The 26924-nt window shown below is 67.7% G+C and carries 24 protein-coding genes and 1 riboswitch; of the genes, 14 read left to right on the top strand and 10 right to left on the bottom strand.

Annotated elements, in window-relative coordinates:
* Positions 1-139 precede the first annotated feature (139 nt).
* Complete coding sequence (locus tag ACSQ3Q_RS01185) at positions 140-1051, top strand: DUF72 domain-containing protein (protein WP_436132617.1); 912 nt, start codon at positions 140-142, stop codon at positions 1049-1051.
* Positions 1052-1099: 48 nt separating this feature from the next.
* On the opposite strand, the gene ACSQ3Q_RS01180 is transcribed toward ACSQ3Q_RS01185, so the two are convergent.
* Positions 1100-2053, bottom strand: a complete 954-nt coding sequence (locus ACSQ3Q_RS01180) for a YihY/virulence factor BrkB family protein (protein ID WP_436132616.1) — start codon at positions 2051-2053, stop codon at positions 1100-1102.
* 239 nt (positions 2054-2292) lie between these two features.
* Here ACSQ3Q_RS01180 and ACSQ3Q_RS01175 point away from each other — a divergent pair, with 239 nt between their 5' ends.
* The gene (locus ACSQ3Q_RS01175; protein ID WP_436132615.1) at positions 2293-3438 is read left to right on the top strand and encodes a serine hydrolase domain-containing protein; all 1146 of its coding nucleotides are present in this window, start codon (positions 2293-2295) and stop codon (positions 3436-3438) included.
* Between the two features lie 90 nt (positions 3439-3528).
* Positions 3529-4077 carry a shikimate kinase gene (locus ACSQ3Q_RS01170; protein WP_436132614.1) on the top strand — a complete coding sequence of 183 codons (549 nt, stop codon included), beginning with the start codon at positions 3529-3531 and terminating at the stop codon, positions 4075-4077.
* Positions 4078-4197: 120 nt separating this feature from the next.
* Here the strand turns inward: ACSQ3Q_RS01170 and ACSQ3Q_RS01165 are convergent, their stop codons facing one another.
* A complete protein-coding gene (locus tag ACSQ3Q_RS01165) occupies positions 4198-4893 on the bottom strand; it encodes a TetR/AcrR family transcriptional regulator (protein ID WP_436132613.1) in 696 nt (231 codons plus the stop codon).
* Between the two features lie 94 nt (positions 4894-4987).
* On the opposite strand from ACSQ3Q_RS01165, the gene ACSQ3Q_RS01160 reads away from it, so the two are divergent.
* A complete protein-coding gene (locus tag ACSQ3Q_RS01160; protein ID WP_436132612.1) occupies positions 4988-5680 on the top strand; it encodes an NAD(P)H-binding protein in 693 nt (230 codons plus the stop codon).
* Positions 5656-5802: a hypothetical protein gene (locus ACSQ3Q_RS01155; protein ID WP_436132611.1), complete on the top strand. Its 147-nt coding sequence runs from the start codon at positions 5656-5658 to the stop codon at positions 5800-5802. Before ACSQ3Q_RS01160 ends, ACSQ3Q_RS01155 begins: the two co-directional genes overlap by 25 nt.
* Positions 5803-5830: 28 nt before the next feature.
* Here ACSQ3Q_RS01155 and ACSQ3Q_RS01150 read toward each other — a convergent pair whose 3' ends face one another.
* The 3 genes from ACSQ3Q_RS01150 to ACSQ3Q_RS01140 all read right to left on the bottom strand — a co-directional run bounded on the left by ACSQ3Q_RS01150 (position 5831) and on the right by ACSQ3Q_RS01140 (position 8652).
* Positions 5831-7048: an MFS transporter gene (locus ACSQ3Q_RS01150; RefSeq protein WP_436132610.1), complete on the bottom strand. Its 1218-nt coding sequence runs from the start codon at positions 7046-7048 to the stop codon at positions 5831-5833.
* A gap of 13 nt (positions 7049-7061) precedes the next feature.
* Positions 7062-8192 (bottom strand): alpha/beta hydrolase, encoded by a 1131-nt coding sequence (locus ACSQ3Q_RS01145; protein ID WP_436132609.1) that lies wholly within the window; start codon positions 8190-8192, stop codon positions 7062-7064.
* A 106-nt stretch (positions 8193-8298) separates the two neighbouring features.
* A complete protein-coding gene (locus ACSQ3Q_RS01140; RefSeq protein WP_436132608.1) occupies positions 8299-8652 on the bottom strand; it encodes a cyclophilin-like fold protein in 354 nt (117 codons plus the stop codon).
* A gap of 249 nt (positions 8653-8901) precedes the next feature.
* On the opposite strand from ACSQ3Q_RS01140, the gene ACSQ3Q_RS01135 reads away from it, so the two are divergent.
* The gene (locus ACSQ3Q_RS01135; RefSeq protein WP_436132607.1) at positions 8902-9795 is read left to right on the top strand and encodes a LysR family transcriptional regulator; all 894 of its coding nucleotides are present in this window, start codon (positions 8902-8904) and stop codon (positions 9793-9795) included.
* Positions 9796-9869: 74 nt separating this feature from the next.
* Here ACSQ3Q_RS01135 and metH read toward each other — a convergent pair whose 3' ends face one another.
* The 3 genes from metH to ACSQ3Q_RS01120 all read right to left on the bottom strand — a co-directional run bounded on the left by metH (position 9870) and on the right by ACSQ3Q_RS01120 (position 14107).
* The gene (gene metH / locus ACSQ3Q_RS01130) at positions 9870-12611 is read right to left on the bottom strand and encodes a methionine synthase (protein ID WP_436132606.1); all 2742 of its coding nucleotides are present in this window, start codon (positions 12609-12611) and stop codon (positions 9870-9872) included.
* 29 nt (positions 12612-12640) lie between these two features.
* Positions 12641-12762, bottom strand: a riboswitch (S-adenosyl-L-homocysteine riboswitch).
* A 34-nt stretch (positions 12763-12796) separates the two neighbouring features.
* Positions 12797-13549, bottom strand: a complete 753-nt coding sequence (locus tag ACSQ3Q_RS01125; RefSeq protein WP_436132605.1) for a hypothetical protein — start codon at positions 13547-13549, stop codon at positions 12797-12799.
* 102 nt (positions 13550-13651) lie between these two features.
* The gene (locus ACSQ3Q_RS01120; RefSeq protein ID WP_436132604.1) at positions 13652-14107 is read right to left on the bottom strand and encodes a PACE efflux transporter; all 456 of its coding nucleotides are present in this window, start codon (positions 14105-14107) and stop codon (positions 13652-13654) included.
* A gap of 75 nt (positions 14108-14182) precedes the next feature.
* Here ACSQ3Q_RS01120 and ACSQ3Q_RS01115 point away from each other — a divergent pair, with 75 nt between their 5' ends.
* Together ACSQ3Q_RS01115 and ACSQ3Q_RS01110 are read left to right on the top strand one after the other, a co-directional pair.
* Entirely contained in the window at positions 14183-15133 is a 951-nt protein-coding gene (locus ACSQ3Q_RS01115; RefSeq protein WP_436132603.1) for a LysR family transcriptional regulator, read from the top strand.
* A gap of 275 nt (positions 15134-15408) precedes the next feature.
* Positions 15409-17559 carry a TonB-dependent siderophore receptor gene (locus ACSQ3Q_RS01110; protein WP_436132602.1) on the top strand — a complete coding sequence of 717 codons (2151 nt, stop codon included), beginning with the start codon at positions 15409-15411 and terminating at the stop codon, positions 17557-17559.
* Between the two features lie 204 nt (positions 17560-17763).
* Here the strand turns inward: ACSQ3Q_RS01110 and ACSQ3Q_RS01105 are convergent, their stop codons facing one another.
* Positions 17764-18588, bottom strand: a complete 825-nt coding sequence (locus tag ACSQ3Q_RS01105; protein WP_436132601.1) for an MBL fold metallo-hydrolase — start codon at positions 18586-18588, stop codon at positions 17764-17766.
* A 153-nt stretch (positions 18589-18741) separates the two neighbouring features.
* On the opposite strand from ACSQ3Q_RS01105, the gene ACSQ3Q_RS01100 reads away from it, so the two are divergent.
* From ACSQ3Q_RS01100 to ACSQ3Q_RS01075, 6 genes are all read left to right on the top strand, one after another.
* A complete protein-coding gene (locus tag ACSQ3Q_RS01100; RefSeq protein WP_436132600.1) occupies positions 18742-19731 on the top strand; it encodes a GlxA family transcriptional regulator in 990 nt (329 codons plus the stop codon).
* Between the two features lie 178 nt (positions 19732-19909).
* Positions 19910-20311 carry a GFA family protein gene (locus tag ACSQ3Q_RS01095; RefSeq protein ID WP_436132599.1) on the top strand — a complete coding sequence of 134 codons (402 nt, stop codon included), beginning with the start codon at positions 19910-19912 and terminating at the stop codon, positions 20309-20311.
* A gap of 35 nt (positions 20312-20346) precedes the next feature.
* Entirely contained in the window at positions 20347-21243 is an 897-nt protein-coding gene (locus ACSQ3Q_RS01090; protein WP_436132598.1) for a PPK2 family polyphosphate kinase, read from the top strand.
* Between the two features lie 149 nt (positions 21244-21392).
* A complete protein-coding gene (locus ACSQ3Q_RS01085; protein WP_436132597.1) occupies positions 21393-22712 on the top strand; it encodes a Glu/Leu/Phe/Val family dehydrogenase in 1320 nt (439 codons plus the stop codon).
* Positions 22713-23019: 307 nt separating this feature from the next.
* Positions 23020-24675 carry a class I adenylate-forming enzyme family protein gene (locus ACSQ3Q_RS01080; RefSeq protein ID WP_436132596.1) on the top strand — a complete coding sequence of 552 codons (1656 nt, stop codon included), beginning with the start codon at positions 23020-23022 and terminating at the stop codon, positions 24673-24675.
* The gene (locus ACSQ3Q_RS01075; protein ID WP_436132595.1) at positions 24675-26060 is read left to right on the top strand and encodes an MFS transporter; all 1386 of its coding nucleotides are present in this window, start codon (positions 24675-24677) and stop codon (positions 26058-26060) included. Before ACSQ3Q_RS01080 ends, ACSQ3Q_RS01075 begins: the two co-directional genes overlap by 1 nt.
* A 96-nt stretch (positions 26061-26156) precedes the next feature.
* Here ACSQ3Q_RS01075 and ACSQ3Q_RS01070 read toward each other — a convergent pair whose 3' ends face one another.
* On the bottom strand, positions 26157-26576 hold the full coding sequence (locus ACSQ3Q_RS01070; RefSeq protein ID WP_436132594.1) for a BLUF domain-containing protein: 420 nt from the start codon (positions 26574-26576) through the stop codon (positions 26157-26159).
* Positions 26577-26924 lie beyond the last annotated feature (348 nt).

The following is a 26924-nucleotide window of genomic DNA, read 5'->3' as shown; positions in this document are numbered from 1 at the left end:
TACCTGCCGGTGCCGGAAAACCGGACATAGCGGCTGTAAAGGACGTAAGAAGCTGTTTGCAACGCCCGGAAGGGCGCTGCAGGCCGGCAGCCTTGCGGCAGACTGCCCATTTTTTGAGGTTTACCGCTGGAGGTGCTGGATGGCTGCGCAGGCTGCACAAATTCGCATCGGGGTGTCTGGCTGGCGCTATCCGCCCTGGCGCGGTGGGTTCTATCCATCTGGGCTCACGCAGGCCAAGGAGCTGGCCTTCGCGTCGCGCCAGTTCCCGGCAATCGAGCTCAATGGCTCGTTCTATTCGCTGCAGCGGCCTGCCAGCTACCTGCACTGGGCGGCCGACACGCCCGACGGGTTTGTGTTCACCTTGAAGGGGCCGCGCTACGTCACGCACCTGCTGCGCCTGCGCAATGCCGAGGTGGCGATGGCCAATTTTTTCGCCTCCGGGGTGCTGGCGTTGGGCGCCAAGCTAGGACCTTTCTTGTGGCAACTACCTCCCAACCTGCCGTATGACGAGCCCGTGCTTGACGCATTTCTGGCCCGGTTGCCGCGGGACACCGACGCCGCGCTGGCGCTGGCCCGGGGGCGTGATCCTGCGCGCATGTCGGGCAAGGAATGGCTCGGGCCTGTGGAGCCGCTGCGCCTGCGCCACGCGCTGGAGGTCCGCCACCCGAGCTTCTGCCAGCCGCAAACGGTGGAGTTGCTGCGCCGGCACGGCGTGGCGCTGGTGGTGGCCGATGCGCCCGGGGACTGGCCCGAGGTGGGCGACGTGACCGCGGACTTTGTCTACCTGCGGCTGCACGGCGCGCAGCAGCTGTACGCCAGTGGCTACACCGATGCGCAGCTGGCCACCTGGGCCGGGCGCATCCGCGCCTGGGCGCGGGGCGCAGCGCCGACGGACATGACCCGGCTATCGAACGCCCCCGCAGCGCCCGCCCCGGCAGCGCACAACGTGTTCTGTTTTTTCGACAACACCGGAGAGAACCACGCGCCCCGCGACGCCCTCACGCTGGCTGGTTTGCTGGCGCTGGACGATCAGTTGCAGATCCCCGGCTGACCAGCCAAGGCGCGTGAACGATAGCTACCACCGCCTTAGAACAGGTTCTTAGTCCCCCCGCGGCGCCGAGGCCGGCGGCACCACCGCGCCGCCCGCGCGCTCAGGCCGCTTGCCAAAGCCCGCTTCGTCCAGCGCCTTGGCGCAGCTTGCAGAAAACAGCAGCACCGCGGACGAGAAATAGATCCACATCAGCAACACCACCAGGGAGCCCGCCGCACCATAGGCCGACACCACCGCCGCGGTGGACAGGTACCACGCCAGCAGCTGCTTGCCCACGGTGAACAGCGTGGCGCCGATGATTGCCCCGGCCAGGATGCAGCCCAGCGGCGGCTTGGGGCCCGCACCGATGCGCATCAGCCCCACGAACAGCAATACCGCAAACCCAAACGCCACCACTTCGTTGAGCACCTGCATGGCCGGCGCCAGCGGCGCAAACGCGAGGTGCGAGCCCGCCCAGCCCGAGAACAGGTGGATCAGCGTGGACAGGGCCAGCGACACCAGAAGCAAAAAACCCAGCGCCAGCACGTAGGCCAGGCCCCGCAGCCGCAGGGATGCCATGCGCCACCACGCGGCGCGCGAAGGTGGCGCCTCTGCGCCGCGCCACAGGTGTTCCAGCGCTGACTGCAGTTCCACAAAAACACCTGTAGCGCCGGAGATCAGCACCACAAAACCCACCAGCGATGCAAGGCGGCCTTCCGACGGCTCCTTGGCGCTGGCCAGGGCCTGCCGCACCACGTCGGCCACCTGCTGCCCCACCACGCTCTGCACCTGCGCGATGAGATTGCTCTCCAGGTAGGTGCGGTCCATCCACCACCCAAGCACGCCCACCACCAGCAGCAGCAGCGGGGCCAGGCTGAGCATGCCGTAGAACGACATGGCCGCGCTCATGCGCAGGCCGTCGGCATCGAGCCACAGGTTGATGGCACGCCAGAAGGGCTGCAGCCAGGTCCACAGGGGCTCGACACGGTGCTGGATGCGGCGGAGCAAAGGCGGGGGGGTCATGCGGCGAGCCTAGGGCCGCGGGGTGCGCGCGTCCAGCCGCGCTTCGCTGCAAGCCGGGTAGGCTGGCGCCGACACCGTGCACACCCAGGTGGAACGGCGACAGCGCGAACGTCGGCGGACCCTTGGCTGTTGCGCAGGTGACCGCGCCCCGCCCGCCGCTGCGCATACTGGGCGGCTTGCCCCGTCACCCGCCACCCCGCCACCCCGCGAACGCCGCCCACCCACCCGGAGATCCCACCATGAACCCCTCTGCCCTCACCCGCCTGCGCAGCGTGCTCGAGCGCCATGTGGACCAGGGCCTGTTGCCCGGGGCCGTGGCGCTGGTGCACCACCGGGGCCAGACGGTACTGCACGAGGCGGTGGGCGCGCTTCGCCCGGGCGAGGGCGCGCCGCCGATGACCGCCGATGCCGTGTTCCGCATCTATTCGATGACCAAGCCCATCGCCTCCCTGGTGGCGCTGATGCTGATGGAGGAAGGCCGCCTGCTGCTGTCCCAGCCGGTGTCGCACTACCTGCCCGCGTTTGCCGGGCAAGCGGTGTACGACGAAGCCACCGGCACCACCACGCCTGCCCCGCGCGAGGCCACGTTGCAGGACTTGCTGCGCCACACCGCGGGCCTGAGCTACGCCTGGGAGCCGGGCACCGTCGCGGATGCCTACCGCGCGGCCCGCATCGGATCGCGCCGCCTCACCAATGCCCAGCAGGCGGCGGCGCTGGGGCCGCTGCCGCTGGTGCACCCGCCCGGCAGCGCCTGGGAATACAGCCGCGCCACCGACGTGCTGGGTGCCGTGCTCGAAGTGATCGAGGGCGCGCCGCTGTCCACCATCCTGCAGCAGCGCGTGCTGGGCCCGCTGGGCATGCGCGACACGGGCTTTGCTGTGCCGCCCCACCGGCTGGCAGACCTGGCCGAGCCGTTCGCGGTCGACCCGCAGACGGGGGCGGCGGCGATGGCGCTCAACGATGTGTCGGCGCCGCCCGCGTTCGAATCTGCCGGGGGCGGGCTGGTGTCCACCGCGGCGGACTATGCGCGCTTTCTGGCGCTGATGCTGGGGCGCGGCACGCTGCAGGGCGCGGACGGCCCGGTCCGCCTGGCCGGCCGCGCCACGGTGGATTTCATGACGGCCGACCACCTGGGCACGATCCCCGTTGCAGGTGACATCCTGCCCGCCGGTTACGGCTTTGGCCTGGGCGTGGCGGTGCGGCGGGCCACTGGTGTGGCCACCAGCCCCGGCTCGGCGGGCACCTACAGCTGGAGCGGCATGGGCGGTACCTTCTTTTTCGTCGACCCAGCCGAGGACCTGTTCGCCATCCTGCTCACGCAGGCGCCCGGCCAGCTGCACTACCTGTGCACGCTGTTCCCTGCGCTGGTCTACTCGGCGCTCTGACGCCGCGGGCACAGCGCCCGCTGCCGCGCCTGGGCGGGGGCTCCCTTAAACTCTGCGCCCAGCTGGCTCCGCCATCACAACAGGACATTTATGCAGATTCGCTGCGCACTGGTCGGTATGCCCGGCTCGGGCAAATCCACCGTCGGCCGGCAGCTGGCCCACCGCGCCGGCGTGCCGTTTGTCGACCTGGACCACCGGCTGGAGCAGGCGATTGGCACCACCATCCGCAGCTTTTTCGAAGCCGAAGGTGAAGCACGTTTTCGCGACCTGGAGTCCGAGGTGCTGGCCGAGGTGTGTGCTGGGCCGGGCGGCATGGTGGTCTCGACCGGCGGGGGGGCCGTGCTGCGCCAGGGCAACCGCGAGCTGCTGCGCCAGTTTGGCCCCGTGCTGTATTTGCGCGCCTCGCCCGAGGAAATCTTCAAGCGCGTCAAGCACGACCGCACACGCCCCCTGCTGCAGGGCGGCAACCCTATGGACAAGCTGCGCGACCTCTACGCCCAGCGCGACGGCCTGTACCGCGAGACGGCGCACTACATCATCGAAACCGGCCGCCCCACGGTGCACACGCTGGTCAACATGATCATGATGCAGCTGGAGATGGCAGGGAACGCGCCCGCTGCCAGCGAGGCGGCGGGTTAGGCTGGTTTTTGAATCAAATTGGCCGCCAGCGCCGATTCAATAAGCGCTGGTAGCTATAAAAATATGAGCATTTTCCGCTAGTCGTCGGGCAGCGCTCTGGGGCCCGCCGCGCCCCGCCGCCTACGCGCCGCCAGCCCGCGCCCCCGCCAGCAGGGCTTTCACCGCGGACTGCAGCACGCCCGTGGCCTCATCGGCGCTCAGAAGGCTGGCACTGACAAATGCACCATTGACCAGCACCGCCAGTTGAGCGGCCAAGGCCGCGGGCTCGGCCACCGGCAGGCGCTCGGCAATGCCGTGCAGCCGGCGGCGCAAGGCCAGCATGTGCCGCTGCGCGACTTGGCGGGCGGGATGGTCCTGCTCGGCAAACTCGGCGGCCACGTTGATCTGCGGGCAGCCCCGGTAGTTCGAGCGCGCCAGGCGCTCGCCGATCCAGCCCATGTGGGCATGCAGTTCACCGGCCGGGTCGGCGGCAAACGCCTCGGCCACGCCGTCCCAGGTCTGCCAGAAGTCGACGTCTTCGCGCTCCAGAAACGCCACGATGAGGTCGTCTTTGGTGGGGAAGTAGCGGTAGAGGCTCGTCTTGGCCACGGCTGCCTCCAGCACCACCAGATCCACCCCCACGGCGCGCACGCCGCGTGCGTAGAACAGTCGGGACGCCGTGTCCAGGATGCGGGAACGCACGTCTTGGGACGGCTCCACGTCGGCCGCGCTCCGGGCGCGGGCAGATGCGCGGCTGCTTTGAGGCTTGGCGTTGCCGGCGGCCAGGGCGGGATTTTGCGAGGAGGCAATGGGTGCGGAGGTGGTAGAGATGACCATGGGTTGACATGATACAGACCTGTCTGTAATACTTCAAACAACAGACAGGTCTGTATCGTTTGCAAATTACCCATTCACCGTCGAGAGGATCACCATGAACACCGCCCCACGCTCCACTGCCATCGCCGTGTACGGCGCCGCCGGCCACACCGGCCAATTCGTCGTGCAAGAAGCCCTTCGCCGCGGGCTGCCGGTCGTGGCGGTCGGCCGCAGCGCCGCCCGGCTTGCCGAAGTGACTCCCGCCCACGTGCCGCAACGGGTGGCCGATCTGTCCGACCCTGCGGCCCTTGCGGAAGCCTTCGCCGGCTGCGCCGTGGTCATCCACTGCGCGGGGCCGTTTCTCGACACCGCGGCGCCGGTGGCCCAGGCCGCGCTGCGCGCCGGCTGCCACTACATCGATGTGACGGCCGAGCAGGCCAGCGCCCAGGCCACGCTGGCCTCGCTGAACGGGATCTCGACCATGGCCTGGCTGCCTAGCGGCGCCTCGAACCCCCAGTCCGGCACGGTGGCCGATGGCACCAGCGGTGCTAGGCGCCCTTGGGTCACCACCTGCCGCGGCACGGTGTTGCGCTCGCCCGTCTTGCGCGTGCCGGCCGTGGGCCACCAGCGGTCGAGCGCGATAGCGACCGTGATCTCGTCGATGGTGCCGGCAGACGCCAGCGCGCTGGCCAACACGAGCTGGTGGTGCGCCTTGCGCAGGACGGCACCCACCGCACTGCGGGCGTGCGCGGGCAAGACATCTACGCGGTCACCGCCCCCATCGTGGTCGAGGTCGCCCAGCGGCTGATGGCGCCGTCGTACACAGGCAGCGGCGCGCTCACCGTGGCGCAGGCGGTAGACCCGGTGGAGGTGCTGCGGGCGCTGCACGGCTCGGCGCTGGAGGTGTTTGGCGAGGTGTTGGTAGGTTGAGCGACCAGCGGCGAGCGCGAGCAACCGATCAGCGCGCGCTCGCCTGGTCCTTGCGCGCAGTTGCAAACACGAGCCCCGCAGAGACCAGCAACAATGCAGCGCTCGCCATGAACGTGCTCTGGTAGCCCCTGGCATCGAACAGCAGGCCGCCCACCGTGGAGCCGAGCGCAATGGCCAGCTGCACCGTGGCCACCATCAGCCCGCCACCGGCTTCGGCCTGTTGCGGCAGCGTTCGGGCCACCCAGGTCCACCAGCCTACGGGCGCGGCGGTGGCCACAAAACCCCAGGCTGCCATCAAGGCGACCACGGCCGCCAGGTTTTCACCCAAGGCCACCAGCGCCACGGCCACCGCGGCCATCGCGAGCGGCGCCGCGATGAGCACCGTGTACAGGCGCCGCTCCAGCAGCAGCCCGACCAGCGCCGTGCCGATCACCCCTGCGACACCCGTCGCCAGCAAGATGATCGACAGCGAATACGGACCCACCAGCGTCACCGTCTCGGCGAACGGCCGCACGTAGGTAAAGAGCACGAACTGCCCCATGAAAAACACGCCGACCGCCAACATGCCCCAGGCCACCAGCGGGCGCTGGAGCAGCCGCAGGGGATTGCGAGCGCCCGCCGCGTGCGGCTCGGGCCGCATGGCGGGCAGGCTGGCCCACTGCCACAGCCACGCCAGCAGGGCCACCGGCACCAGGCACGCAAAGGCCCCGCGCCAGCCGATGACCGCGCCGAGGTAGCTGCCCAGAGGCGCAGCGACCACGGTGGCCAGCGCGTTGCCACCGTTAAAAATCGCGAGGGCCCGTGGCACCTGCTGCGTCGGCACCAGCCGCATCGCGGTGGCGGCAGACAAGGCCCAGAAGCCGCCCACCACCACGCCGATCAAGGCCCGGCCCGCCAGGTACACCGCATAGTCCGCCGCCAGCGCAATCACCGCACCAGACAGGCCCATGAGCCCCGTCAGCCACAGCAACAGCACGCGACGGTCCATTCGCCGCGCAAGCGCCGGGATGGCCAGGCTCGCGAGCACCGCCAGCACGCCCGACACCGCGATCCCCTGCCCGACACGACCTTCGCTGACCTGCAGGTCGGCAGCAATCGGTGTGAGCAGGCTCACGGGCATGAACTCCGACGCAATCAAGGCGAAAACGCAGAGCGCCATGGCCCACACGCCGCTCCAGCACGCGGAACTTGGCGCGGCCCCATCGGGCACTGCGCCTGCGCCCGAGGCGCACACCTGGGTTGTCATGCGTGGCACTGGGTCACGCCAAGTGCTTGCGGAAGAACGACGCCAGCTTGTCAAACGGGATCAGATTCACCCGGTCATACAGATCCACGTGGCCCGCGCCCGGCACGATGTGCAGCTCTTTCGGCTCGGCGGCGAGCTTGAAGGCCTCTTCGCTGAACTCCTTGGAATGCGCCTGGTCCCCCGTGATGAAGAGCATGGGCCGCGGCGAAATCGTCTCGATGTCGTTGAACGGATAGAAGTTCATGAACTTCACGTTGCTGGTCAACGTGGGGTGCGTCGTGGTCCGGCGCGTGGCACCGCGGGGCGTCACCTCGCCGCGGGGCGTGCGGTAGAAGTCGTAGAACTCACGCTGGATCGGATGGGTGTCGGCCGTGAGCTGGTGCACGGTGCCGCCGGTGTACTGGGTGGCGCCGCCGGCAAACTCCACATCGCGCTGCAGGGCGGCGGCGGCAATGATCTGCTGGCGCTGCGCGAGCGTCTGCGAGTGGTTGAGCGCGTTGCGGTTGGCCGCGCCCATGTCGTACATGCTCACCGTGGCGATGGCCTTCATGCGCGGGTCGATCTTGGCGGCGCTGATGACAAAACTGCCGCTGCCGCAGATGCCCAGGGCGCCGATCTGCTCTCGATCCACCGCGGCCTGGGCGCGCAGAAAGTCCACCCCGGCGCTGAAGGCCTCGGCGTAAAGGTCGGGTGCGACCGCATTGCGCGGCTGGCCGTCGCTTTCGCCCCAGAAGGGCAAGTCCACTGACAGCGCAATGAAGCCCTGCTCGGCCATCTTGGTGGCGTACAGGTTCGCGCTTTGCTCCTTGACCGCGCCCATGGGGTGGCCGACCACCACCGCGGGGCGCTTGCTGCCGCGCTCGAGGTCCTTGGGCACAAAGAGACTGCCGCCCACGTTCATGCGGTATTGGTTTTTGAACGTGACCTTGCGCGCAATCACCTTGTCGCTGCGGTAGAAGTTGTCGGCACCGGCCACCTTGCCAGGGGTCGCCTGCGGCGCGGCGGCAACGGTGCCGGGGGCGGCGGTCAACCCACCCAGTGCTGCGGCGCCCGCGCTGGCCCGCAGGAGGAAGCTGCGCCGGTCCTGGGCGGGGTGGTCCAAGTGATGGAGGTCTTCAGTGGCAAAGGGATGGGTCGTGTGCATGGAATGCTCCTGGGGTCGAAAAAATAGAGGGGGAAGGAAAAAGATGGGCGAGGTCCAGCCCCGGCAGTGAAGCCGGCGGGGCCTGCAGAGTCGGTGTACGGCGGCGTCAGTCGCTGGTGCGCTCGATACGCACCGGCAGCGGCCCGTGACGCTGGAGCAAGGCCAGGCCCGAATCGACCTTGCCCAGCCGAACCAGGCCGGGCTCGTGCTTGTGGCCGTGGACAAAAATCGCCAAGTTGCCCCAGGGCGCGTAGTAGGTGATGTCGCCCGCCATGGGCGCCATGCCATCGGGCGCACCGGCTACATCCAGCTTGCGCGGCAGATCGGCAATGCGCTCCACCACGGCGTAGTCTTTGAGGGACAGCGACAGCGGCAGCAGCGCGGCAAAGTCGCGTGCTGCGGCCGAGCCGTTGAGCGTGGCGGTGGCGACCTCGCCGCCCACGTGGATGCGAAGCTTCATGGAAATCTCCTGTGCTGCGGCCGGGCCGCCGAGCAGGGGTTGCGCCAGAGCCCACGCGGCAGCCCACGTCGCCCAGAGGCGGCGGCGAAGGAAGGGAGTGCGGACGGGGCGTGCCATGGAGTGAAGTTTGCCCAGGCATCGCGCACTTGACTAGATAATGAATGCTTCTTGGTTCTATCAGCTGAGCTAATTAATTAATCAGCCATCTATCCATCCGCAGTCAATGCGCAAGAAGGGGCAGGTAAACACATGGCACGGCGCAACTTCAACGATCTGCTGGCCTTCGTCACGGTGGCGCGCGAAGGCAGCTTTACCCGGGCGGCCGCCACGCTGGGCGTGACGCAGTCGGCGCTGAGCCAGACGATCCGCGGGCTGGAGGAGCGCCTGCAGATCCGGCTGCTCACACGCACCACGCGCAGCGTCTCGCCCACGCCCGCGGGCGAACGGCTGATGCAAGCGATCGGCCACCGCTTCGACGAGATCGAGGCCGAGCTCGATGCACTGACCGCCCTGCGCGACAAGCCCGCGGGCACCGTGCGCATCACCTGCGGTGACCACGTCATGCATGCCACGCTGTTGCCCAAGCTCATGCCGCTGCTGCACGAGCACCCCGACATCAGCATCGAGTTCGACATGAACTACGGTTTTCGCGACATCGTGGCCGACCGTTTTGACGCTGGCGTGCGCATGGGTAACACCATCGACAAGGACATGATTGCCATGCCAATCGGCCCGCCGCTGCGCATGGCGGTGGTGGCATCGCCCGACTACTTCGCGCGCCACGCGCCGCCGAAAACGCCGCACGACCTCACGGCGCACCGCTGCATCAACCAGCGCATGCCGACGTCCGGCGGCCTCTACGTGTGGGACTTTTCGCGCAAGGGCAAGCAGGTCAACGTGCGGGTCGATGGGCCCTTGATCTTCAACACCGCGCCGCCGCAGGTCGACGCCGCGCTGGCGGGCCTGGGCATCACGCTGCTGCCCGACAACGAACTGGGCACCCACATCGAAGACGGCCGCCTGGTGCGCGTGCTGGAGGACTGGTGCCCGCCGTTTGCCGGCTACCACCTGTACTACCCCAGCCGGCGCCAGCCCTCGCCGGCGTTCTCGCTGGTGCTGCAGGCCCTGCGGTTCGAGGCTTAGGGCCAGCTTCAGGCCTCAAAATGGCCGCCAGCGCTTGTTCCATAAGCGCTTAGAGCTATTAATTTAGTAGCAACTCACAGATTCGGCGCCAGCAGCCGCGCCAGAACAGCTTCGTCCATGCCACGGCGCGTGGCCATGTCGTGCAGCTGGTCTTCGCCGATCTTGCCGACGTTGAAGTACACGGCATCGGGGTGGCCGATGTAGAAGCCGCTCACGCTGGCCGCCGGCATCATGGCCAGGCTTTCCGTGAGGGTCATGTCCACCTCGTCGCACTGCAGCACGCGGAACAGTTCGGACTTGGCGCTGTGGTCCGGGCAGGCCGGGTAGCCGGGGGCGGGGCGGATGCCGCGGTACTTCTCGGCAATCATGTCGTCGTTGCTGAGCTGCTCGCTGGCGGCGTAGCCCCACAGATCGGTGCGCACGCGGTGGTGCAGGGCTTCGGCAAAGGCTTCGGCCAGGCGGTCGGCCAGGCTCTTGAACATGATGGCCGAGTAGTCGTCGAGTGCGTCGATAAACGCCTTTTCCTTCTTCTCGATCCCCAGGCCCGCCGTCACCGCGAACAGACCAGCGTAGTCGGCAATGCCGCTGCTCTTGGGTGCGATGAAATCAGCCAGGCAGCGGCTGGGGCGCGTCACGCCGTCGATGACGTGTTTTTCGGTCTGCTGGCGCAGGCCATACCAGGTCATCAGCACCTGGGTGCGCGATTCGTCGGTATAGAACTCGATGTCGTCGTCGTTCACGCTGTTGGCGGGATACAGGCCCATCACGCCGCTGGCGGTGAGCCACCGGCCTTCGATGATTTTCTTGAGCATGGCCTGCGCATCGGCAAACACGCGCGTGGCTTCCACGCCCACCACCGCGTCGGTCAGGATCGCGGGGTACGGGCCGGCCAGGTCCCAGGTCTGGAAGAACGGCCCCCAGTCGATGTACTTGGCCAGCTCGGCCAGGTCAAAGTTCTTGAACACGCGGCGGCCCAGCGCGCGCGGCACGGTGGGCTGGAACGCAGCCCAGTCCACCGGCGTCTTATTGGCGCGGATCTTGGCCAGCGACCACAGCGGTGTCTGCTTCTTGTTGGCGTGCTGCGTGCGCACCTTGTCGTAGTCGGCGTTGAGCTCTTGCACGTAGCTGTCCACGCCATCGCCCAGCAGGCTCTGGGCCACGCTCACGCTGCGCGAGGCGTCGGGCACATAGACCACAGGGCCTTCGTAATGCGGCGCAATCTTGACGGCGGTGTGCACGCGCGAGCAGGTGGCGCCGCCGATGAGCAGCGGGATCTTCTTGATGCGAAAGTGGTCGTCCTTCTGCATCTCGCCAGCCACGTACTGCATCTCTTCTAGGCTGGGGGTGATGAGGCCCGACAGGCCGACGATGTCCGCACCCTCGACCTTGGCGCGCGCCAAAATTTCGTGGCAGGGCACCATCACGCCCATGTTCACCACCTCGAAGTTGTTGCACTGCAAGACCACGGTGACGATGTTCTTGCCGATGTCGTGCACGTCGCCCTTGACGGTGGCGATGATGATCTTGCCCTTGCTGCGCACGTCGCGCCCGGCCAGCTCGTCCAGGCGCTTTTCTTCCTCGATGTACGGAATCAAATGCGCCACGGCGGACTTCATCACGCGCGCGCTTTTGACCACCTGGGGCAGGAACATCTTGCCGGCACCGAACAAATCGCCCACGACGTTCATGCCGTCCATCAGCGGGCCTTCGATCACGTGCAGTGGGCGCCCGCCCTTGGCCAGGATCTCGCGGTAGGCCTCTTCGGTGTCTTCGACGATGAAATCGGTGATGCCGTGCACCAGCGCGTGCGACAGGCGCTCGCCCACCGTCTTGGGGTTTTCGGGCGTGCCGCGCCATTCGAGCCGCTTGCTCTCGTCCTTGGCGCCGCTCTTGGCGGTTTCGGCGATCTCGACCAGGCGCTCGCCGGCGTCGGGGCGGCGGTTGAGCACCACGTCTTCCACGCGCTCCCGCAGCACGGGCTCCAGGTCGTCGTACACGCCCACCATGCCCGCGTTGACAATGCCCATGTCCATGCCAGCTTGAATGGCGTGGTACAGGAACACGGTGTGGATGGCCTCGCGCACCGGGTCGTTGCCGCGGAAGCTGAACGACACGTTGCTGACCCCGCCCGACACCTTGGCGCCCGGCAGGTTCTGCTTGATCCAGCGCACGGCCTCGATGAAATCAACGGCGTAGTTGTTGTGCTCTTCAATGCCGGTAGCCACGGCAAAGATGTTGGGGTCAAAGATGATGTCTTCGGGCGGGAAGCCCACTTCGTCGACCAGGATGCGGTAGGCACGCTCGCAGATTTCGATCTTGCGAGCGTAGGTGTCGGCCTGGCCCTGCTCGTCAAAGGCCATGACCACTGCTGCGGCCCCGTAGCGCTTGACCAGCTTGGCCTGGTGCTTGAAGGCGTCCACGCCCTCCTTCATGCTGATCGAGTTGACGATGCCCTTGCCCTGGATGCAGCGCAGCCCGGCCTCGATCACCTCCCACTTGGAGCTGTCCACCATGATCGGCACGCGCGCGATGTCGGGCTCGGACGCGATCAGCTGCAGAAAACGCACCATGGCCGCCTTGCTGTCGAGCATGGCCTCGTCCATGTTGATGTCGATGACCTGCGCGCCGTTCTCCACCTGCTGGCGCGCCACGGCCAGGGCCTCTTCGTACTGGCCGTTGAGGATCATGCGCGCGAATGCCTTGGAGCCGGTGACGTTGGTGCGCTCGCCGATGTTGACGAACAGCGTGCCCTCGCCAATGGAGACAGGCTCCAGGCCGGACAACTTCATGGGGGGGACGACGGACAGATCGGACATAGGCTCACCTGCGCAGGAACAGCAATGGATACAGGTGAGCGTCGTTGCGGTGGGGCTGGGAGCCTGTTCAAGCGATCGAACGGCTCTTCTTGTGTGCCCAAGCCTGACGGCCCCGTCGGGGTGAGGGGCCGCTGCAACGCTCCTTGGGCAACCGCGGATTTTACCGGGCCGCGCTCTGAGGCCCGTCAGCGCACCGGCAGGAACTGCAGGAAGGTCCCGCCCACGATCCCCTGCACGTAGCTGATCGCCGCGCGCCGGTACTTTTCGGTCGTGAAGACGGCCAGCAGGTCGAGCCGCGCGATGATCTTGCCGAACTCGCGCTCAAAGCTCAGGTTGCGGCCGTGGGGGCCGATCTCGTCGGCCCACAGCAGGGGCTGGCCCTGGGCATTGCGGCGCTGGGCCAGCAGCCAGACGGCGCTTTCCACGTTGCGCGCTGCGTTGTAGACGTGCTGGGCGTCGATGCCGTCGAGCAAGAAGAACTCAGTCTTGCCGCCATGGGCGGTGATGACCATGTCGGCCGTGGCATGGATGAAGGCGGCCACGCGGTCGCCCACGAACTCGGGCGCCAGCGCCAGGCCCATCGCGGCGATGTCGCGGCGGCCTTGCAGCGGGGCCCAGGGCTGGCGCTGCACGATGGCCGCACGCACCTGGTCGATGGCGTGTTCACGGCTGACGGCGCTGGTCTTGCGCCATTCGGCAGGGTTGCGCCGGTAGAGCTTGTCCATGAGGCGGAACAGGCCCTCAAGGTTCTCTTGCATGGCCAGCGTGGCCATGCGGTTGGCGTCGGACTGGGCCATCTCCACCGGCGATGCCGAAGCGCCCTTGACCTCCCCGCGCGGCGTGGGCGCATTGCCGGCGCAACCGGCCAGCAAGGCACCACACAGCGACCAAGCCACCGCCCGAGTCGAAGAAGTGGAGGAAGAGGAACGCCCATGCATGGGCGCGGATTATGGGCCGGCCCTGCCGCTGCGCAAGGCTTGCGCAGCGGCCAAGGCCCGTCGTGACAATGTTTGACGGTGGTTCGCCGATGGCCCGCAGCTTCAGGCGGGCGCCATGGCCGAGGCCGGCAACCCGAACAGGTGGTCGAACACCCAGTTGAAGACAAAGGTGTAGCAAAGGAAGAACACGATCAGCCCCAGGTCCATCACAAACGCGTGCCACAGGCTGATGTCAAACCACCAGGCGAACAGCGGCACCAGGGTGAAGACCAGGCCACCCTCAAACCCGATGGCGTGCGCGATGCGGCGCGCGATGCTGCGCCCGCGCACCGCCTGGCGCGCCTCCCAGCGCTCGAAGGCCCAGTTGAAGGCGATGTTCCACACCACCGCGATCGCCGAGGCGGCCACGGCCACCACGCTGGAATGGCCCGCGCCCTGGCCCGTGAGCAGCGCCAATCCCGCCGTAGCCGCCGCGATGGCGATGAGCTCGTACAGGGTCACGTAGATCAGGCGGCGCCGGATGCCATGAAGCCGAAACAGGGTGGGTTGCTTGTCCATGCAGGCACTGTATGTGCCGCCGTCTGACATATAAAGTCAGCTTCTTTCAGATTTATTGATAGGTTGCAGCACACCATGGCCTTCAATTCCGACAGCGTGCAGGTCTTTCTGGCCGTGCTGGACCAGGGTTCCTTCTCGGCCGCGGCCCGGTCGCTGTCGCGGGTGCCGTCGGCCGTCAGCATGACCATTGCCCACCTGGAGGCCGAGCTCGACGTGCTGCTGTTTGACCGCGCTGGCCGCGAGCCGCGCCCTACCGCTGCGGCGCGGGCGCTGGAGCCGCAGGCGCGGCTGCTTGCAGGGCAGTTGCAGCAGCTCAACGCCCAGGCGCTGGCGCTGACCCAGGGGCTGGAAGAGCGCATCACCCTGGCCATCGCACCCGAGCTGCTGGCAGCGCGCTGGACGGGGCCGCTGGCGGCCCTGGCGCTGGAATATCCGTTGCTGCAGGTGGAGGTGCTGGCCGCTCCGCAGGTGGATGCGCTCGCGCTGCTGCACAGCGGGCGCGCCCAGCTGGCGCTGGTGTTCGAGCGCCCCAGCATCGACGGGCGCGAGGGCTTCCAGGAAGTGGGCACCGAGACCCTGGTGGCCGTGATGGCGCCCGACCACCCGGTGCTGGCCGGCGCGCGCGCTGCGGCACAGGCGCGGGGCGAGCCGCCTGAGAGCGCCCTGCTGCGCGAGGAGCACCTGACCACCACCCGCCAGATCGTGGTGGCCAGCCGCGACCTGGCGCAGACCGACCCGCGGTTTGTGTTTGCCCGCCACCACTGGCGCACCGACAACCACCTGGCCGCGCTGGGCTTGATCGAGGCCGGCCTCGGCTGGGGCTGGCAACCGCAGGCGCTGGTGCAGCCGCGCATTGCCGCGGGCACGCTGGTGAAGATGCCGTTTGAGAACCTGAGCAACGGGGCGGCGCTGTGGGTGGACGTGGTGTGGTCCAAGGAGCGCCCGCAGGGCCTGGGCGCTGCGCGGTTTGTGGCGCTGATGAAAACGGCGTCTGCCGCTGCGGCCGCCACAACGACGCAGCGCTGAGCCCTTCCGGCATCGCCCTGGCCTGCATTGGACGTAGCAGCAGACCCGCGATCCCGGCGAAGTGGATGGACGGCGATGAAAGCGAATGCGAATTAGTTGTATTTAAAGTTATGATGACGGCCCTCCGCCGTGTTTCATCGCCAAGCCCGCCTTTTCACCGCGCTTTCACCTTCTCGGCGCGCCGGCCGATCCGCCCCGGCGTTGGGCCGACCTCCCCGGACACCCGCCCGCGCCGCCATGGCCCCCACCACTTTTCGCATTTCCTCTTCGTCACCATGCATCCCCTGATTCACCGGCCCGCCCAGACCACGGCCATCGCGCGCGCCGCCCTTGCGCTGTGCGCGCTCTCCACCGCCGCAGCCTCGATGGCCCAGACGGCCCCAGCGGCGGACCCTGCCGCCACCAGCCCCGCCGCGCTGTCGGAAGTGCAGGTGCGCGACACATCCGCCACCCAGGGCTACCAAGGCGCACAGCGCAACACGGCCGCGACGCGCACTGACACGCCGCTGATCGAAACCCCGCAAGCTGTGCGCGTGGTGCCGCAACAGTTGATGGAAGACCTGGGCGCCACGCGCCTGGCCGACACCGTGGACTACGTCAGCGGCATCACCCGCCTGAACGACTTTGGCGGCACGTGGGACAACTACGCGATCCGCGGCTTCAGCAACACCGACGGCGGCCAGCTGCTCAACGGCTTTGCATCCAACCGCGGTTATGGCCCGCAGCGCGACATTGCTTCGGTTGAGCGCATTGAATTTTTGAAAGGCCCGGCGGCCGCGCTGTACGGCAGCAGCGAACCCGGCGGCACGCTCAACATCGTCACCAAAAAGCCGCAATTCGCCGCGGCCCACAAGGCGGGCGTGCAGGTGGGCGGCCAGGGCTATCGCCGTGCCACGCTCGACACCACCGGGCCGCTGGGCGCCAACGTGGCCTACCGCCTGAACGTGGCAGCCGAAGAAGGCGCCAGCCGCACCGCCCTGGTGGACAACCGCAAGCTGGTGGTGGCCCCGTCCCTCACCTGGAACCTGGGCGCCAACACGGTGCTGAACTACGAGGCGGAGTTCATCCGCATCCGCACGCCGCTGGACCGGGGCATCGTGCAGGTGCGCGGCAACGTGGGCGCGCTGCCGTCCGACCGCTACCTGGGCGACCCCAGCCGCGAGAACCTGCATGTCAACGGCGACACGCACCAGGTGACGCTGGACCACGACCTGGGCCGGGGCTGGCGCACGCGCTTGGGCGCGTCGTACCGCGAAACGGACCTGGTTGGCCCGGCCATCGACCTCACGGGCGCGCTGGCTGCCGACGGCCGCACCCTAACGCGCCGCGACAGCTGGCGCAGCCTGCCAGCGCGCGATGCATCGCTGCAGGGCGAGGTCGAAGGCAAGCTGCAAGCGGGCGGCTTCAGCCACACCGTGCTGGCCGGCGTGGAGACCTCGCGCCTGACCGCCGCGCAAGACATCCGCTACTCCAGCCTGGCCACCCAGCCGTTTGCCATCGACATCTACAACCCGGTCTACAACCAGCCCGTGGGCAACCTCACGCCGGGCTTTGACCTGGTGGACAAGACCCGCGCCACGGGCCTGTTTGTGCAAGACCAGATCGACCTGTCCGAAAAATGGAAGCTGCTGGCCGGCGTGCGTTTTGACCGCTTCCACCAGGACAGCGAAAACCGCCTGGCCGCCAGCCGCCAGGTGCAGGAGCACTCGGCCGCCACGCCGCGCATCGGGCTGACCTACCTCGTCAACCCGAACACGTCGATTTATGCCTCGGCCGGGCGATCCTTCCGCCCCAATGCGGGCACGGACGAAAGCGGCAAAGCGTTCGACCCGCAAAAGGGCCAGGCGCTGGAGCTGGGCGCCAAGTGGCAGTCGGCCGACCAGCGCCTGAACGCCAGTGTGGCGCTGTTCGACATCCGCAAGACCAACGTGCTCACGCGCAGCCCCACCAACGCCAACTTCAGCATTGCGGCGGGCGAGGTGCAAAGCCGCGGCCTGGAGCTGGACGTGGCCGGGCAGCTCGACGCGCATTGGCGCATGACCGCCAACTTCGCCTACACCGACACCGAGGTAACCCGCGACAACAACGCCGCCCTGCTGGGCAAGCGCCTGCTGAACGTGCCGCGCGTGAGCGCCGGGCTGTTTGCCATCCGCGAAGACCAGGCGCCCTGGGGCGGCCGCTACGGCGTGGGCGGCGGCCTGGTGCATGTGGGCGAGCGCACGGGTACCGCCACCGACACCTACCGCCTGCCCGCCTACACCACGGCGCGCATCACCGGCTACTGGCAGATCGACAAGCGCACGCGCCTGACGCTGGACGTGCACAACCTGTTCAACAAGACCTACACCACCGCCTCGTGGGGCGCGCTCACCGTCATTCCGGGGCCGGCGCGGCAGGTGGTGGCCGGAGTGCAAGTAGCTTTTTAGGTCAAATTTAGGCCTAGGGACCCTCTGCACGAACCAGCGCGCCGTGTGCACCTGCGGCCTCGGGCGGTCTGCTGCGTTGCAAATGCTCGCAATAGCTGCGGCTATTGCTGCGCTTTGCGCCTAGCAGCCCATCCCGATCCGCAGCGCACACTTGACCAGCTTGATCCGTCCAGAGGATCCCTAGCGCTTGATCCATAAGCGCTATTAGCTATCTATTTTATAGCAAACAGGTTCAGCCGCCGGCACGAAGCGGCGGCGCTCGCCGTCCTCGGGCACCCACAGACGGTGCGCCCAACCGCCCTGCTCGGCCAGCGCACGCACCGCCGTGCGGGTGGTGGGGCAGTGGTCCAGCGCCTGCAGGTGGTTGACCACCAGCAGGCCGGGGGTCAACGCCGCGGCCTCGGCCATGTCGGCGGCGTCCATCAGGATCTCTGCGCCCACGTCAAAACGTGCGCCCCCGGCCGGCAGCACGGCGACATCGGGCCGCAGCTGCGCGAGACACTCGGCCACGCCAGGGGTGAGCATGGTGTCGCCTGCCAGGTAGACGCTGGGCTCGCCGGGCAGCTCCAGCAGGTAGCCATGCCCGTGCTCCATGAAGCGGCCCACCCAGCCATGGCCGTGCACACAGGCAATGGGCGTGATGTGGCCGCCCAGCGCAAACGGCTGGCGCACTGCGCCTGACAGCGGCAGCACGCTGAGGCCCCGCTGCGCCAGGTAGGCCGTATCGCGCGGCATGCAGACCACGGGGATCTGCCGCTCGCGCAGAAAACGCTTGCCCGCGCGGTCCAGGTGGTCGAAGTGGCCGCGCTGGCAGTGGGTGATGAGGGCGTGGGTCACGCGCTCCAGCGCTTCGTCCGTGCCCGCAGGCAGATCAACGATCGGGTTGCGCTGGCGGCCCACGCCCAGGTAGCGCAGCGCGGGCAAGGTGCCGCGGGGCGCGAGCATGGGGTCCACCAGCAGCCCCACAGGGCGTCCTTCGGATTCGAATTCCAGCAGGACAGTGGCGTTGCGCAGGTGGGTGATGTGCATGGCGGTGGGCTCGGGTTGAAGTGGCGGGCGGGGTTGGTGGAGATCGGGGCTGGACACAAGGGAGGCCTGCCACGCGATGAGGTCAATTGTTGAGATTCCGCGCGCAGGAGAGAATGGCCTGATAAGACAATTTCTTGCCATTTCAAGCCAACCATGCCCGCACCCTTTTCACCCACTCCCGCCCCGCTGCGGCTGGGCCTGCTCCTGTACCCCGGCTGCATGCCCGCCGGCCTGTTCGCCACCACCGACATGGCGCGCGCAGCCAATCTGCGGGTGCAGCGCACGGTGATCCACACCACGTGGGTGGGGGCCGACCTGCAGCCCGTGCCCACCTGGCAGGGGCCGGCGCTGGCACCGACGGCCACCTTGGCCGCGGCTGAGGTGGATGCAGTGCTGATCCCGGGCCTGTGGCTTTCGTCCGCCGACGGTCTGCAGGCGCCACTGCAGCAACTGGCCCCCGTGGTGCAGGCCCTGGCCGCGTTGCCCCGGCGCACGCAGGTATGGAGCTACTGCGCCGGCGTGGCGCTGGCTGCGGCCAGCGGCCGCCTGCGCGGGCGCGGCGCCACAGCCACCTGGTGGCTGCGTGCCGCGCTGGAGCAGCAGTTTGCCGCGGTGCAGTGGCGCTTTGACGAAGCCCTGGTGCACGACGCCACCGCCACCACGGCGGCCGGCGCCAATGGCTACCTGCCGCTGATGCTGCATGTGCTGGGCGAGCGTCTGCCGCCCACGGCACTCGCCGATCTGCAGGCCCTGCTGATGCTGCCGCGCCCGCGCACCACCCACCCGGCGTTTGCCGCCCACGACCTCATGGCCGTGACCGACACCGACCTGCGCCGCGCGCTGCTGTGGGTACAGCGCAGCCCCGCCACAGCGCTGCGGCTGCCGGCGCTGGCCGACGCGCTGGGCCTGTCGCCCCGCACGCTGGCGCGCCGGGTGCAGGCCCACACGGGGCTGTCGGCCGCGCACTGGATGCGCCGCATCAAGCTGCGCCAGGTGAGCGAGGCGCTGTGCGACACCCCGCAGCCCTTGAAGCGCATTGCCGAGGACCTGGGTTTTGCCAGCGAAGCCGGCCTGCACCGCGCCTTCCACCAGGCCACCGGGCAGACGCCGCTGGCCTACCGCATGGCGCATGGGCGGAGGTGAGACTTGCGGAAGGCTTCGCCAGAGAAGTCACGCACCAAACATCCGGCCCACCCACCCCAACCGTTCGGGCTGAGCTTGTCGAAGCCAGCGCGCAGCGCAAAGCGAAATGACCGGCAGCATTTGGCGCCCGGGCCGGCTTTTGCGATCATGTGCGCTCGCCATGCCCAGGATCCCCTCCATGCCCCAGACCTACACCGCCACCTGCCACTGCGGCGCCGTCCATGTGCAGGCCGCGCTCGACCTCACCCAGCCCACCTTTCGCTGCAATTGCTCCATCTGCCGGCGAACGCGCTTCTGGGCCGCGGTGGTGCTGCCCGGCGGCTTTCAGATCCTGCGCGGGCAGGACGACCTCACGCGCTACCAATTCCATTCGCGCAAGAACCTGCACTACTTTTGCCGGCACTGCGGCGTGCGCGTATTCGGCCACGGCACCGAGACGCCGATGGGCGAGATGTACGGTGTCAACGTGGGCTGCATCGACGGCCTCACCGACGAAGACCTGTCGCGGCTGACGATCGTGCGCATCGACGGGCTGCACGACCAATGGCAGGTAGCGCCCACGCACGCGGGTCACCTGTAGATCATCTTTTCTCCCACCCACTGCCCAGGACCCCTATGCCCTCACCCTTTCCCAAGAGTTCCCGCAGCAAAGCCACACAGCTCTGGTCGAAATGGCAGCCCGGCACGCCGAGCGCCGAGGGCGACAACCAAGACAGCCCCCGCGGCAAGCGCAAGGGAGGCGTGTCGCTCAAGGACTTCGACGCGGGCGCCAAGCCGTATTCATTGGGCGACAAGGCCCAGGACAAGGCGGCGGTGGAAGCCCTGGCCACGGAGCTCGACACGCTGCAGGACGTGTTCTATGCCGACAAGCGCTACAAGCTTTTGGTGGTGCTGCAGGGCACCGACACCTCGGGCAAGGACGGCACGCTGCGCGGCGTGTTCGGCCGCATGAGCGCGCTGGGTGTGCACGCGGTGGGCTGGAAGGCGCCCAGCGAGGCCGAGCGCGCCCGCGACTACCTCTGGCGCATCCACCAGCAGGTACCGCAGGCAGGTGACATCACGGTGTTCAACCGCAGCCACTACGAGGACGTGCTGGTGCCGGTGGTCAACGGCTGGATCACGCCCGAGCAGCACCGCCAGCGGCTGGCCCACATCAACGACTTTGAGCGCATGCTCAGCGAGACCGGCACCGTCGTGCTCAAGTTCATGCTGCACATCAGCGTGGAGGAGCAGCGCCAGCGCCTGCAGGAGCGGCTGGACGACCCGGCCAAGCACTGGAAATTCAGCCTCGGCGACATCGAGGTGCGCAAGCAGTGGGACGACTACCAGCGCGCCTACGAAGCACTGCTGGGTGCCACGCACACGCCCTGGGCGCCGTGGACCATCGTGCCGGCCGACTCCAAGACACACCGCAACCTGATGATTGCCACCGTGCTGCGCGAGGTGCTGCAGAACCTCGGGTTGCGCTACCCCCCGGGTGACCCTGCGCTGGCAGGGCTCAAGGTCAAATAGCGCCCCCGTTTTTGCTGCAGTGCCGCATGCAGCGGTGCTTTCCCGGGGTTATGCATCTGATGCATAACGCGCAAACATGACGGCCTTAGACAGCCGGCGGGCGCAGGCATACAGTTCGCGGCTTGAACTGATCCCACAAGGAATTCACCATGTCTTCATCCTCCGGCGCTCCCGCCTCCACCCCCGCGGGTACCGCACACACCCTGCCGTCGTACCTGCAGGCCGACCACCTCGGCCCCTGGGGCAACTACCTGCAACAGGTCGACCGCGTCACCCCCTACCTGGGCAACCTGGCGCGCTGGGTGGAAACGCTCAAGCGCCCCAAGCGCATCCTGATCGTGGACGTGCCGATCGAGCTCGATAACGGCACCATCGCCCACTACGAAGGCTACCGCGTGCAGCACAACCTGAGCCGCGGCCCCGGCAAGGGCGGCGTGCGTTTTCACCAGGATGTGACGCTGTCCGAGGTGATGGCCCTGTCGGCCTGGATGTCGGTGAAGAACGCCGCGGTGAACGTGCCCTACGGCGGTGCCAAGGGCGGTATCCGTGTCGACCCCAAGAAGCTGTCGATGGGCGAACTGGAGCGCCTGACGCGCCGCTACACCAGCGAAATCGGCCTGCTGATCGGCCCGTCCAAGGACATCCCCGCACCTGACGTGAACACCAACGGCCAGATCATGGCCTGGATGATGGATACGTATTCCATGAACACCGGCGCCACCGCCACCGGCGTGGTCACCGGCAAGCCCGTGGACCTGGGCGGGTCGCTGGGCCGTGTGGAAGCCACCGGCCGCGGCGTGTACACCGTGGGCGTGGAAGCCGCCAAGCTCACCGGCCTGGCGCTGCAAGGTGCCCGCATCGCAGTACAAGGTTTTGGCAACGTGGGCGGCATCGCGGCCAAGCTGTTTGCTGAAGCCGGCGCCAAGGTCGTGGCCGTGCAGGACCACACCGGCACCATCTTCAACGGCAACGGCGTGGATGTGCCCGCCCTGCTGGCCCATGTGAAGACCCGTGGCGGCGTGGGCGGCTTTGCTGGCGCCGATGTGATGAAGGCCGAGGAGTTCTGGGGCGTGGATTGCGAGATCCTGATCCCTGCCGCGCTGGAAGGCCAGATCACCAAGGACAACGCGGGCCAGATCAAGGCCAAGCTCGTGATCGAAGGCGCCAACGGCCCCACGACCACCGAGGCCGACGACATCCTGCACGACAAGGGCGTGCTGGTGCTGCCCGACGTGATCGCCAACGCTGGCGGCGTGACGGTGAGCTACTTCGAATGGGTGCAGGACTTCTCCAGCTTCTTCTGGAGCGAAGACGAGATCAACGCCCGCCTGGTGCGCATCATGCAAGAGGCCTTTGCGGGCATCTGGCAAGTGTCGCAAGAGCACAAGGTCAGCCTGCGCACCGCCACCTTTATCGTGGCCTGCCAGCGCATCCTGCACGCCCGCGAAATGCGCGGCCTGTACCCATAAGCCTGCGGCGCAGCACCACTGCTGCGTCCTGTGCCGCCCAGCCCTACCGGGCAAGCGCGCGCAACACCCAACCGCCAACGGCCGTGATCCGACCCTGGCGGTTTTTGTTTGTGCGCCGCAGCAAGCCCGCTCACCTGTGGCGTGGCTGTTGCGCGTTGGCGACGCCGAGCAGCCGCTCACCACGCCAGACCCGCCGCTCAGCCGCAGCACACCCCAAAGATACGTATGCATACAAATCCGGGGCGTCCGGGGTCGCCTTGCGTGAAAAACTCCCTGGTTCTTTTGACGTTTTGCCTGGGAGATTTCAGTGGCTCTACCCACCCTGCGCAGCCTCGTGGTGCGATTCCTGCTCAGCCGCCTTCGCACGGCGCGCGCCATGGCCCGGCTTGCCTACCGCCGATTTCCCGACAAACCCGCGCTCATCGACCGGCGCGGCACGCTCACCTATTCCCAATTGCAGGAGCGGGTGGAGCGTCTGCAGGCATGGATGCACGCACAGGGCATCCAAAAGGGCGATGTGGTCTTCACCTGGCTGCCCGAGACCGGCGAGCAATACGAGACGCGGCTCGCCACCTTTGAGAACGGCACCATCTTTGCCAGCTTTCACAAGCACCTGCCGGCGGATGCAGCGCTGACGACCATCACCCGGGTCAAGCCCACGCTGTTCATCCACGATCCGCTGCTGAGCGCGCCCATTCTGGATGCAGTGCGCGCGCAGCTGCCCAACCTGCGCTTGCTGGCCCTGGGCGACGACTACGAGAAGGCTCTGGCACAGCAGCCGCCTGCCGCAGGCACGGCCGATGTGCGGGAAGACGACATCTTTGCCCTGCACATGACCTCGGGCACGACGGGCCTTCCCAAATCCATCGGCTACAGCAACCGCAAGTACCTGGACAGCGTGCGCTTTATCTCGCGGTCGATCGACTTTCGCCCACCGGCCGACCGGCTGGATGTGAACATGCTGGGCCTGCCGCTGACCGGCCCGGGCTCCGGCATGGTGCTGCCCACGCTGCTGTCGGGCGCGGCGCTGGTGATGCCCGAGGACTTCAGTGCGCCCACGCTGGCAGCGTTGATCGAGCGCCACCGCGTGTCACGCGCCTACCTCTCTCCCTCGGCCATCATCGACATGCTGGATGAGCCCACGCTCGACCAGTACGACCTCTCCTCCCTGACCCATGTGCCGTACGGTTCCGAGATGATGCCGGCGCCCAAGATCGCCGAGGCCATCCGCCGTTTTGGCCCGATCTTTCAGCAAGGCTACGGTTGCCTGGAGGCACTGCCGCCCATCACCTGGCTGCTGCCGCACGAGCACGTCGATGCAGACGGCAACCCGCGCGGCCCCGAGGTGCTGTCGACGGTCGGGCGGGTCATGCAAGGCGTGGAGGTCGTCATCCGTGACGACAGCTTCGCGCCCCTGGCCCAGGGCGAGGTGGGACTGGTCACCGTGAAAACGCCCGTGCGTTTTGACGGCTACTGGCTCGACGCTCAAAAAACGGCCGAAACACTGCGCGGCGACTGGGTAGTGATGGGCGACCTGGGCTACTTCGACGCCGCTGGCTACCTGCACGTGCTGGGCCGCAATGCCGACCGTGTGCTCCGCGGCGGAGAGTTGCTCAACCCCCGCGAGGTGGAAGAGACGGCGCATACACACCCCGCCGTCAAGGAAGCGTGTTTTGTGCAGCATGGGGAGGGCGCGGTGCTCGTGCTCAGCCTGCGCCAGAGCTGGCGCAAGACGCACGACTGGCAGGCGCTGGAGGCGGACGTTGCGCAGTACCTGGCCGGCAAGCTGCCTGCGCACCAGCAGCCTGATCGGATACGCGTTGTCGAGGAGATCCCGCGCAGCTTCCTCAACAAGATGCTGCGCCGCGAGGTGCGCTGGATGCTTGAGGCCGAGTCGCACGCCGCAGAGGGGGGCGCTTACGCCGCACCCGCGTTTGCCTCTGTGCCAGCTGCGGCCCTGTGATGCACGACGCTACTTACACGGCAGCTGCTGCCGCGCAACCCCTCTCCGTTGGCACCAAGCTCAGCTACTCGGTGGGCAATGTCGGCCTGCAGATGCTGATCGCGGCAATGAATTTCATGCTCATGATCTTCTACACCGACGTCGCCCTGGTCGCGCCCGCCGTGGCTGGCGCGGCGCTGCTGGTGGGCAAGGTGTGGGACACCGTGAACGACCCGCTGTTTGGCTGGGTGACCGACCGCACGCGTTCGCGCCACGGCCGCCACCGGGTCTACCTGATCTACGGCGCTATTCCGCTGGGCATCGCAGCGGCCGCCGTCTGGATGGTGCCCCCGGGCCTGAGCCCGTTGGCCGCGTTCTTCTGGATCGCCATTACCTACACCGTGTTCGACACGCTGATGACCCTGGTGCAGCTGCCCTACCAGGCGATGGCCGCCAACATGACCCGCGACTACGACGAGCGCACCAGCCTCACGGCCTATGCATCGATGGGTGCGCTGATCGGATTCTTTTCGGGCAGCGTGTTCATGCCGATGCTGGTGCGCGCCGCGCCCGATGCGCGCACCGGCTATGCGCTGGCAGGCTCGTGTTTTGGGCTGGTGGCCGGCGTGGCGATTGCCGTGGTGGCCTGGCGCGTGCGCGAGCCCGCAGCCAGCCCCGTGCAGCCGGACGAGGCCGAGGCGCCGGCGATGTGGGAATCGGTGCGCGAGACCCTGCGCACCACGCTGCGCAACCGGCCTTTCCTCATGCTCATGAGCGCCGCCACGCTGGTGCGCCTGGGCCTGACGCTGGTGCAGGCATCGCTCGCGTACTTCGTGATCTACCAGCTGCAGGGCGACAAGGGCGACCTGCCGCGCTACATGGGCACGCTGCTCGGGGTGGTGGGCCTGTCGCTGTTCGTGTGGAAGGTCGTGGTGGACCGCTGGGAAAAGAACTGGGCCTACATCCTGGGCCTGGCGCTGTGCGCGGGCGGCCTGATTGCGCTGTACTGGGTAAGCCCGGGCGACCAGCGCCTGGTGACGGGCATCCTGGTGGTGATTGGCATTGGCATGGGCGCGCACTGGATCGTGCCATTTGCGATGGTGCCCGACACCATCGACCACGGGGAGATGCAGGCCGGCGAGCGCAAGACGGGCATGTACTACGGGCTGTACGGCCTGATGGACAAGCTGGCGCGCACGCTGGCCACGGTAATGGTCGCCGGCATGCTCGACATCACGGGCTACGTGCCCAACGTGGCGCAGTCGGCCAGTGCGCTGCAGGGCATCACGCTGATGACGGGCGTGCTGCCCGCAGTGTGCCTGGTGCTGGCGATCCCGCTGCTGGTGGCATACCCGATCACGCGCACGCGCCACGCGGACATCCTGCGCCGCACCGGGGCTCCCTGAGCCCCTGCCCCCGCGCCGGCAGGGCGCACGCGGCAACACGTTTTGAGGTTGCCGCGTTCGCGGCACCCGACCCAGCCCCCGGGGCCGCGGTCGCGCTCACTCCAGCCAGCGCACGTTCTCCACGATCTCGTCGAAGAAACTGCGCAGCGTGGCCGCGCGCATGCTGTACGGATCGAAGTCGGCGGTGCCGGAATATTTGAGGAACAGCTGGCGGTTGGCCTCGAGCGAGGCGATGAGCCCCATCGACCAGCCGGTAAAACGCCGGTAGGGAATTTCGCTCAGGTCCAGCACCGCCGGGTCGCGGTGGCGGCTGTCCTTGAGCAGCCGGTGGTACAGCGCATTGACCGCCGTGCGGTCGCCTTCGAGCAGCTGAAGAAAAATGCCGTTGTTCAGGCACAGCGCGCCGGTGACGCCCGCCCGCGTGTTGTTGCGCTGGGATGCGCCCAGGATGTCCTTGACGTCTGCGGGCCCCAGGATGCGCGCGGTGCGGCTGGCGTAGATCAGTTGTATCAACATGTATGTCTCCTTGGGGCGGAGTGTGTCAGCGATGGGGGCCTGGCTTTGGGCGCGCGATGAATGACCTCCTAAACCGCTCGTGCATCCGGGCGCCGTCCGTGCGCGGGAGAAGAAATGGTGTGGGGTGGGCGCACGGCTGCGGCTAGCGCTCGCCGCATTCGGCAGTGTGCAAACGCGCGGTGTGCAGAGATGCGGTGAGGTGAGGTGCTATGCGCTCAGCATTCGGCCGAGCCCTGTTCCATCTCAACACTCTGCTGCCTTGTGTGTTGCAGATCCCGCATACCCCAAGCCATGAACCGCTCTGCACGGCCGAGGCGATGCACCCACCACCGATGACGGACCCGCCAT

The sequence above is a fragment of the Acidovorax sp. LjRoot129 genome, from assembly GCF_964253765.1.
Taxonomy (GTDB): Bacteria; Pseudomonadota; Gammaproteobacteria; order Burkholderiales; family Burkholderiaceae_C; genus Acidovorax.
Note: the sequence above shows the minus strand (reverse complement) of the source record. Positions and strands in the feature narration are given on the sequence as shown.

What these genes read in the sequence shown, in the direction of transcription:
- ACSQ3Q_RS01185 (WP_436132617.1), top strand. Translation starts at nt 140, where the DNA reads ATGGCTGCGCAGGCTGCACAAATTCGCATCGGGGTGTCTGGCTGGCGC.
- ACSQ3Q_RS01180 (WP_436132616.1), bottom strand. Translation starts at nt 2,053, where the DNA reads ATGACCCCCCCGCCTTTGCTCCGCCGCATCCAGCACCGTGTCGAGCCC.
- ACSQ3Q_RS01175 (WP_436132615.1), top strand. Translation starts at nt 2,293, where the DNA reads ATGAACCCCTCTGCCCTCACCCGCCTGCGCAGCGTGCTCGAGCGCCAT.
- ACSQ3Q_RS01170 (WP_436132614.1), top strand. Translation starts at nt 3,529, where the DNA reads ATGCAGATTCGCTGCGCACTGGTCGGTATGCCCGGCTCGGGCAAATCC.
- ACSQ3Q_RS01165 (WP_436132613.1), bottom strand. Translation starts at nt 4,893, where the DNA reads ATGGTCATCTCTACCACCTCCGCACCCATTGCCTCCTCGCAAAATCCC.
- ACSQ3Q_RS01160 (WP_436132612.1), top strand. Translation starts at nt 4,988, where the DNA reads ATGAACACCGCCCCACGCTCCACTGCCATCGCCGTGTACGGCGCCGCC.
- ACSQ3Q_RS01150 (WP_436132610.1), bottom strand. Translation starts at nt 7,048, where the DNA reads ATGACAACCCAGGTGTGCGCCTCGGGCGCAGGCGCAGTGCCCGATGGG.
- ACSQ3Q_RS01145 (WP_436132609.1), bottom strand. Translation starts at nt 8,192, where the DNA reads ATGCACACGACCCATCCCTTTGCCACTGAAGACCTCCATCACTTGGAC.
- ACSQ3Q_RS01140 (WP_436132608.1), bottom strand. Translation starts at nt 8,652, where the DNA reads ATGAAGCTTCGCATCCACGTGGGCGGCGAGGTCGCCACCGCCACGCTC.
- ACSQ3Q_RS01135 (WP_436132607.1), top strand. Translation starts at nt 8,902, where the DNA reads ATGGCACGGCGCAACTTCAACGATCTGCTGGCCTTCGTCACGGTGGCG.
- metH (WP_436132606.1), bottom strand. Translation starts at nt 12,611, where the DNA reads ATGTCCGATCTGTCCGTCGTCCCCCCCATGAAGTTGTCCGGCCTGGAG.
- ACSQ3Q_RS01125 (WP_436132605.1), bottom strand. Translation starts at nt 13,549, where the DNA reads ATGCATGGGCGTTCCTCTTCCTCCACTTCTTCGACTCGGGCGGTGGCT.
- ACSQ3Q_RS01120 (WP_436132604.1), bottom strand. Translation starts at nt 14,107, where the DNA reads ATGGACAAGCAACCCACCCTGTTTCGGCTTCATGGCATCCGGCGCCGC.
- ACSQ3Q_RS01115 (WP_436132603.1), top strand. Translation starts at nt 14,183, where the DNA reads ATGGCCTTCAATTCCGACAGCGTGCAGGTCTTTCTGGCCGTGCTGGAC.
- ACSQ3Q_RS01110 (WP_436132602.1), top strand. Translation starts at nt 15,409, where the DNA reads ATGCATCCCCTGATTCACCGGCCCGCCCAGACCACGGCCATCGCGCGC.
- ACSQ3Q_RS01105 (WP_436132601.1), bottom strand. Translation starts at nt 18,588, where the DNA reads ATGCACATCACCCACCTGCGCAACGCCACTGTCCTGCTGGAATTCGAA.
- ACSQ3Q_RS01100 (WP_436132600.1), top strand. Translation starts at nt 18,742, where the DNA reads ATGCCCGCACCCTTTTCACCCACTCCCGCCCCGCTGCGGCTGGGCCTG.
- ACSQ3Q_RS01095 (WP_436132599.1), top strand. Translation starts at nt 19,910, where the DNA reads ATGCCCCAGACCTACACCGCCACCTGCCACTGCGGCGCCGTCCATGTG.
- ACSQ3Q_RS01090 (WP_436132598.1), top strand. Translation starts at nt 20,347, where the DNA reads ATGCCCTCACCCTTTCCCAAGAGTTCCCGCAGCAAAGCCACACAGCTC.
- ACSQ3Q_RS01085 (WP_436132597.1), top strand. Translation starts at nt 21,393, where the DNA reads ATGTCTTCATCCTCCGGCGCTCCCGCCTCCACCCCCGCGGGTACCGCA.
- ACSQ3Q_RS01075 (WP_436132595.1), top strand. Translation starts at nt 24,675, where the DNA reads ATGCACGACGCTACTTACACGGCAGCTGCTGCCGCGCAACCCCTCTCC.
- ACSQ3Q_RS01070 (WP_436132594.1), bottom strand. Translation starts at nt 26,576, where the DNA reads ATGTTGATACAACTGATCTACGCCAGCCGCACCGCGCGCATCCTGGGG.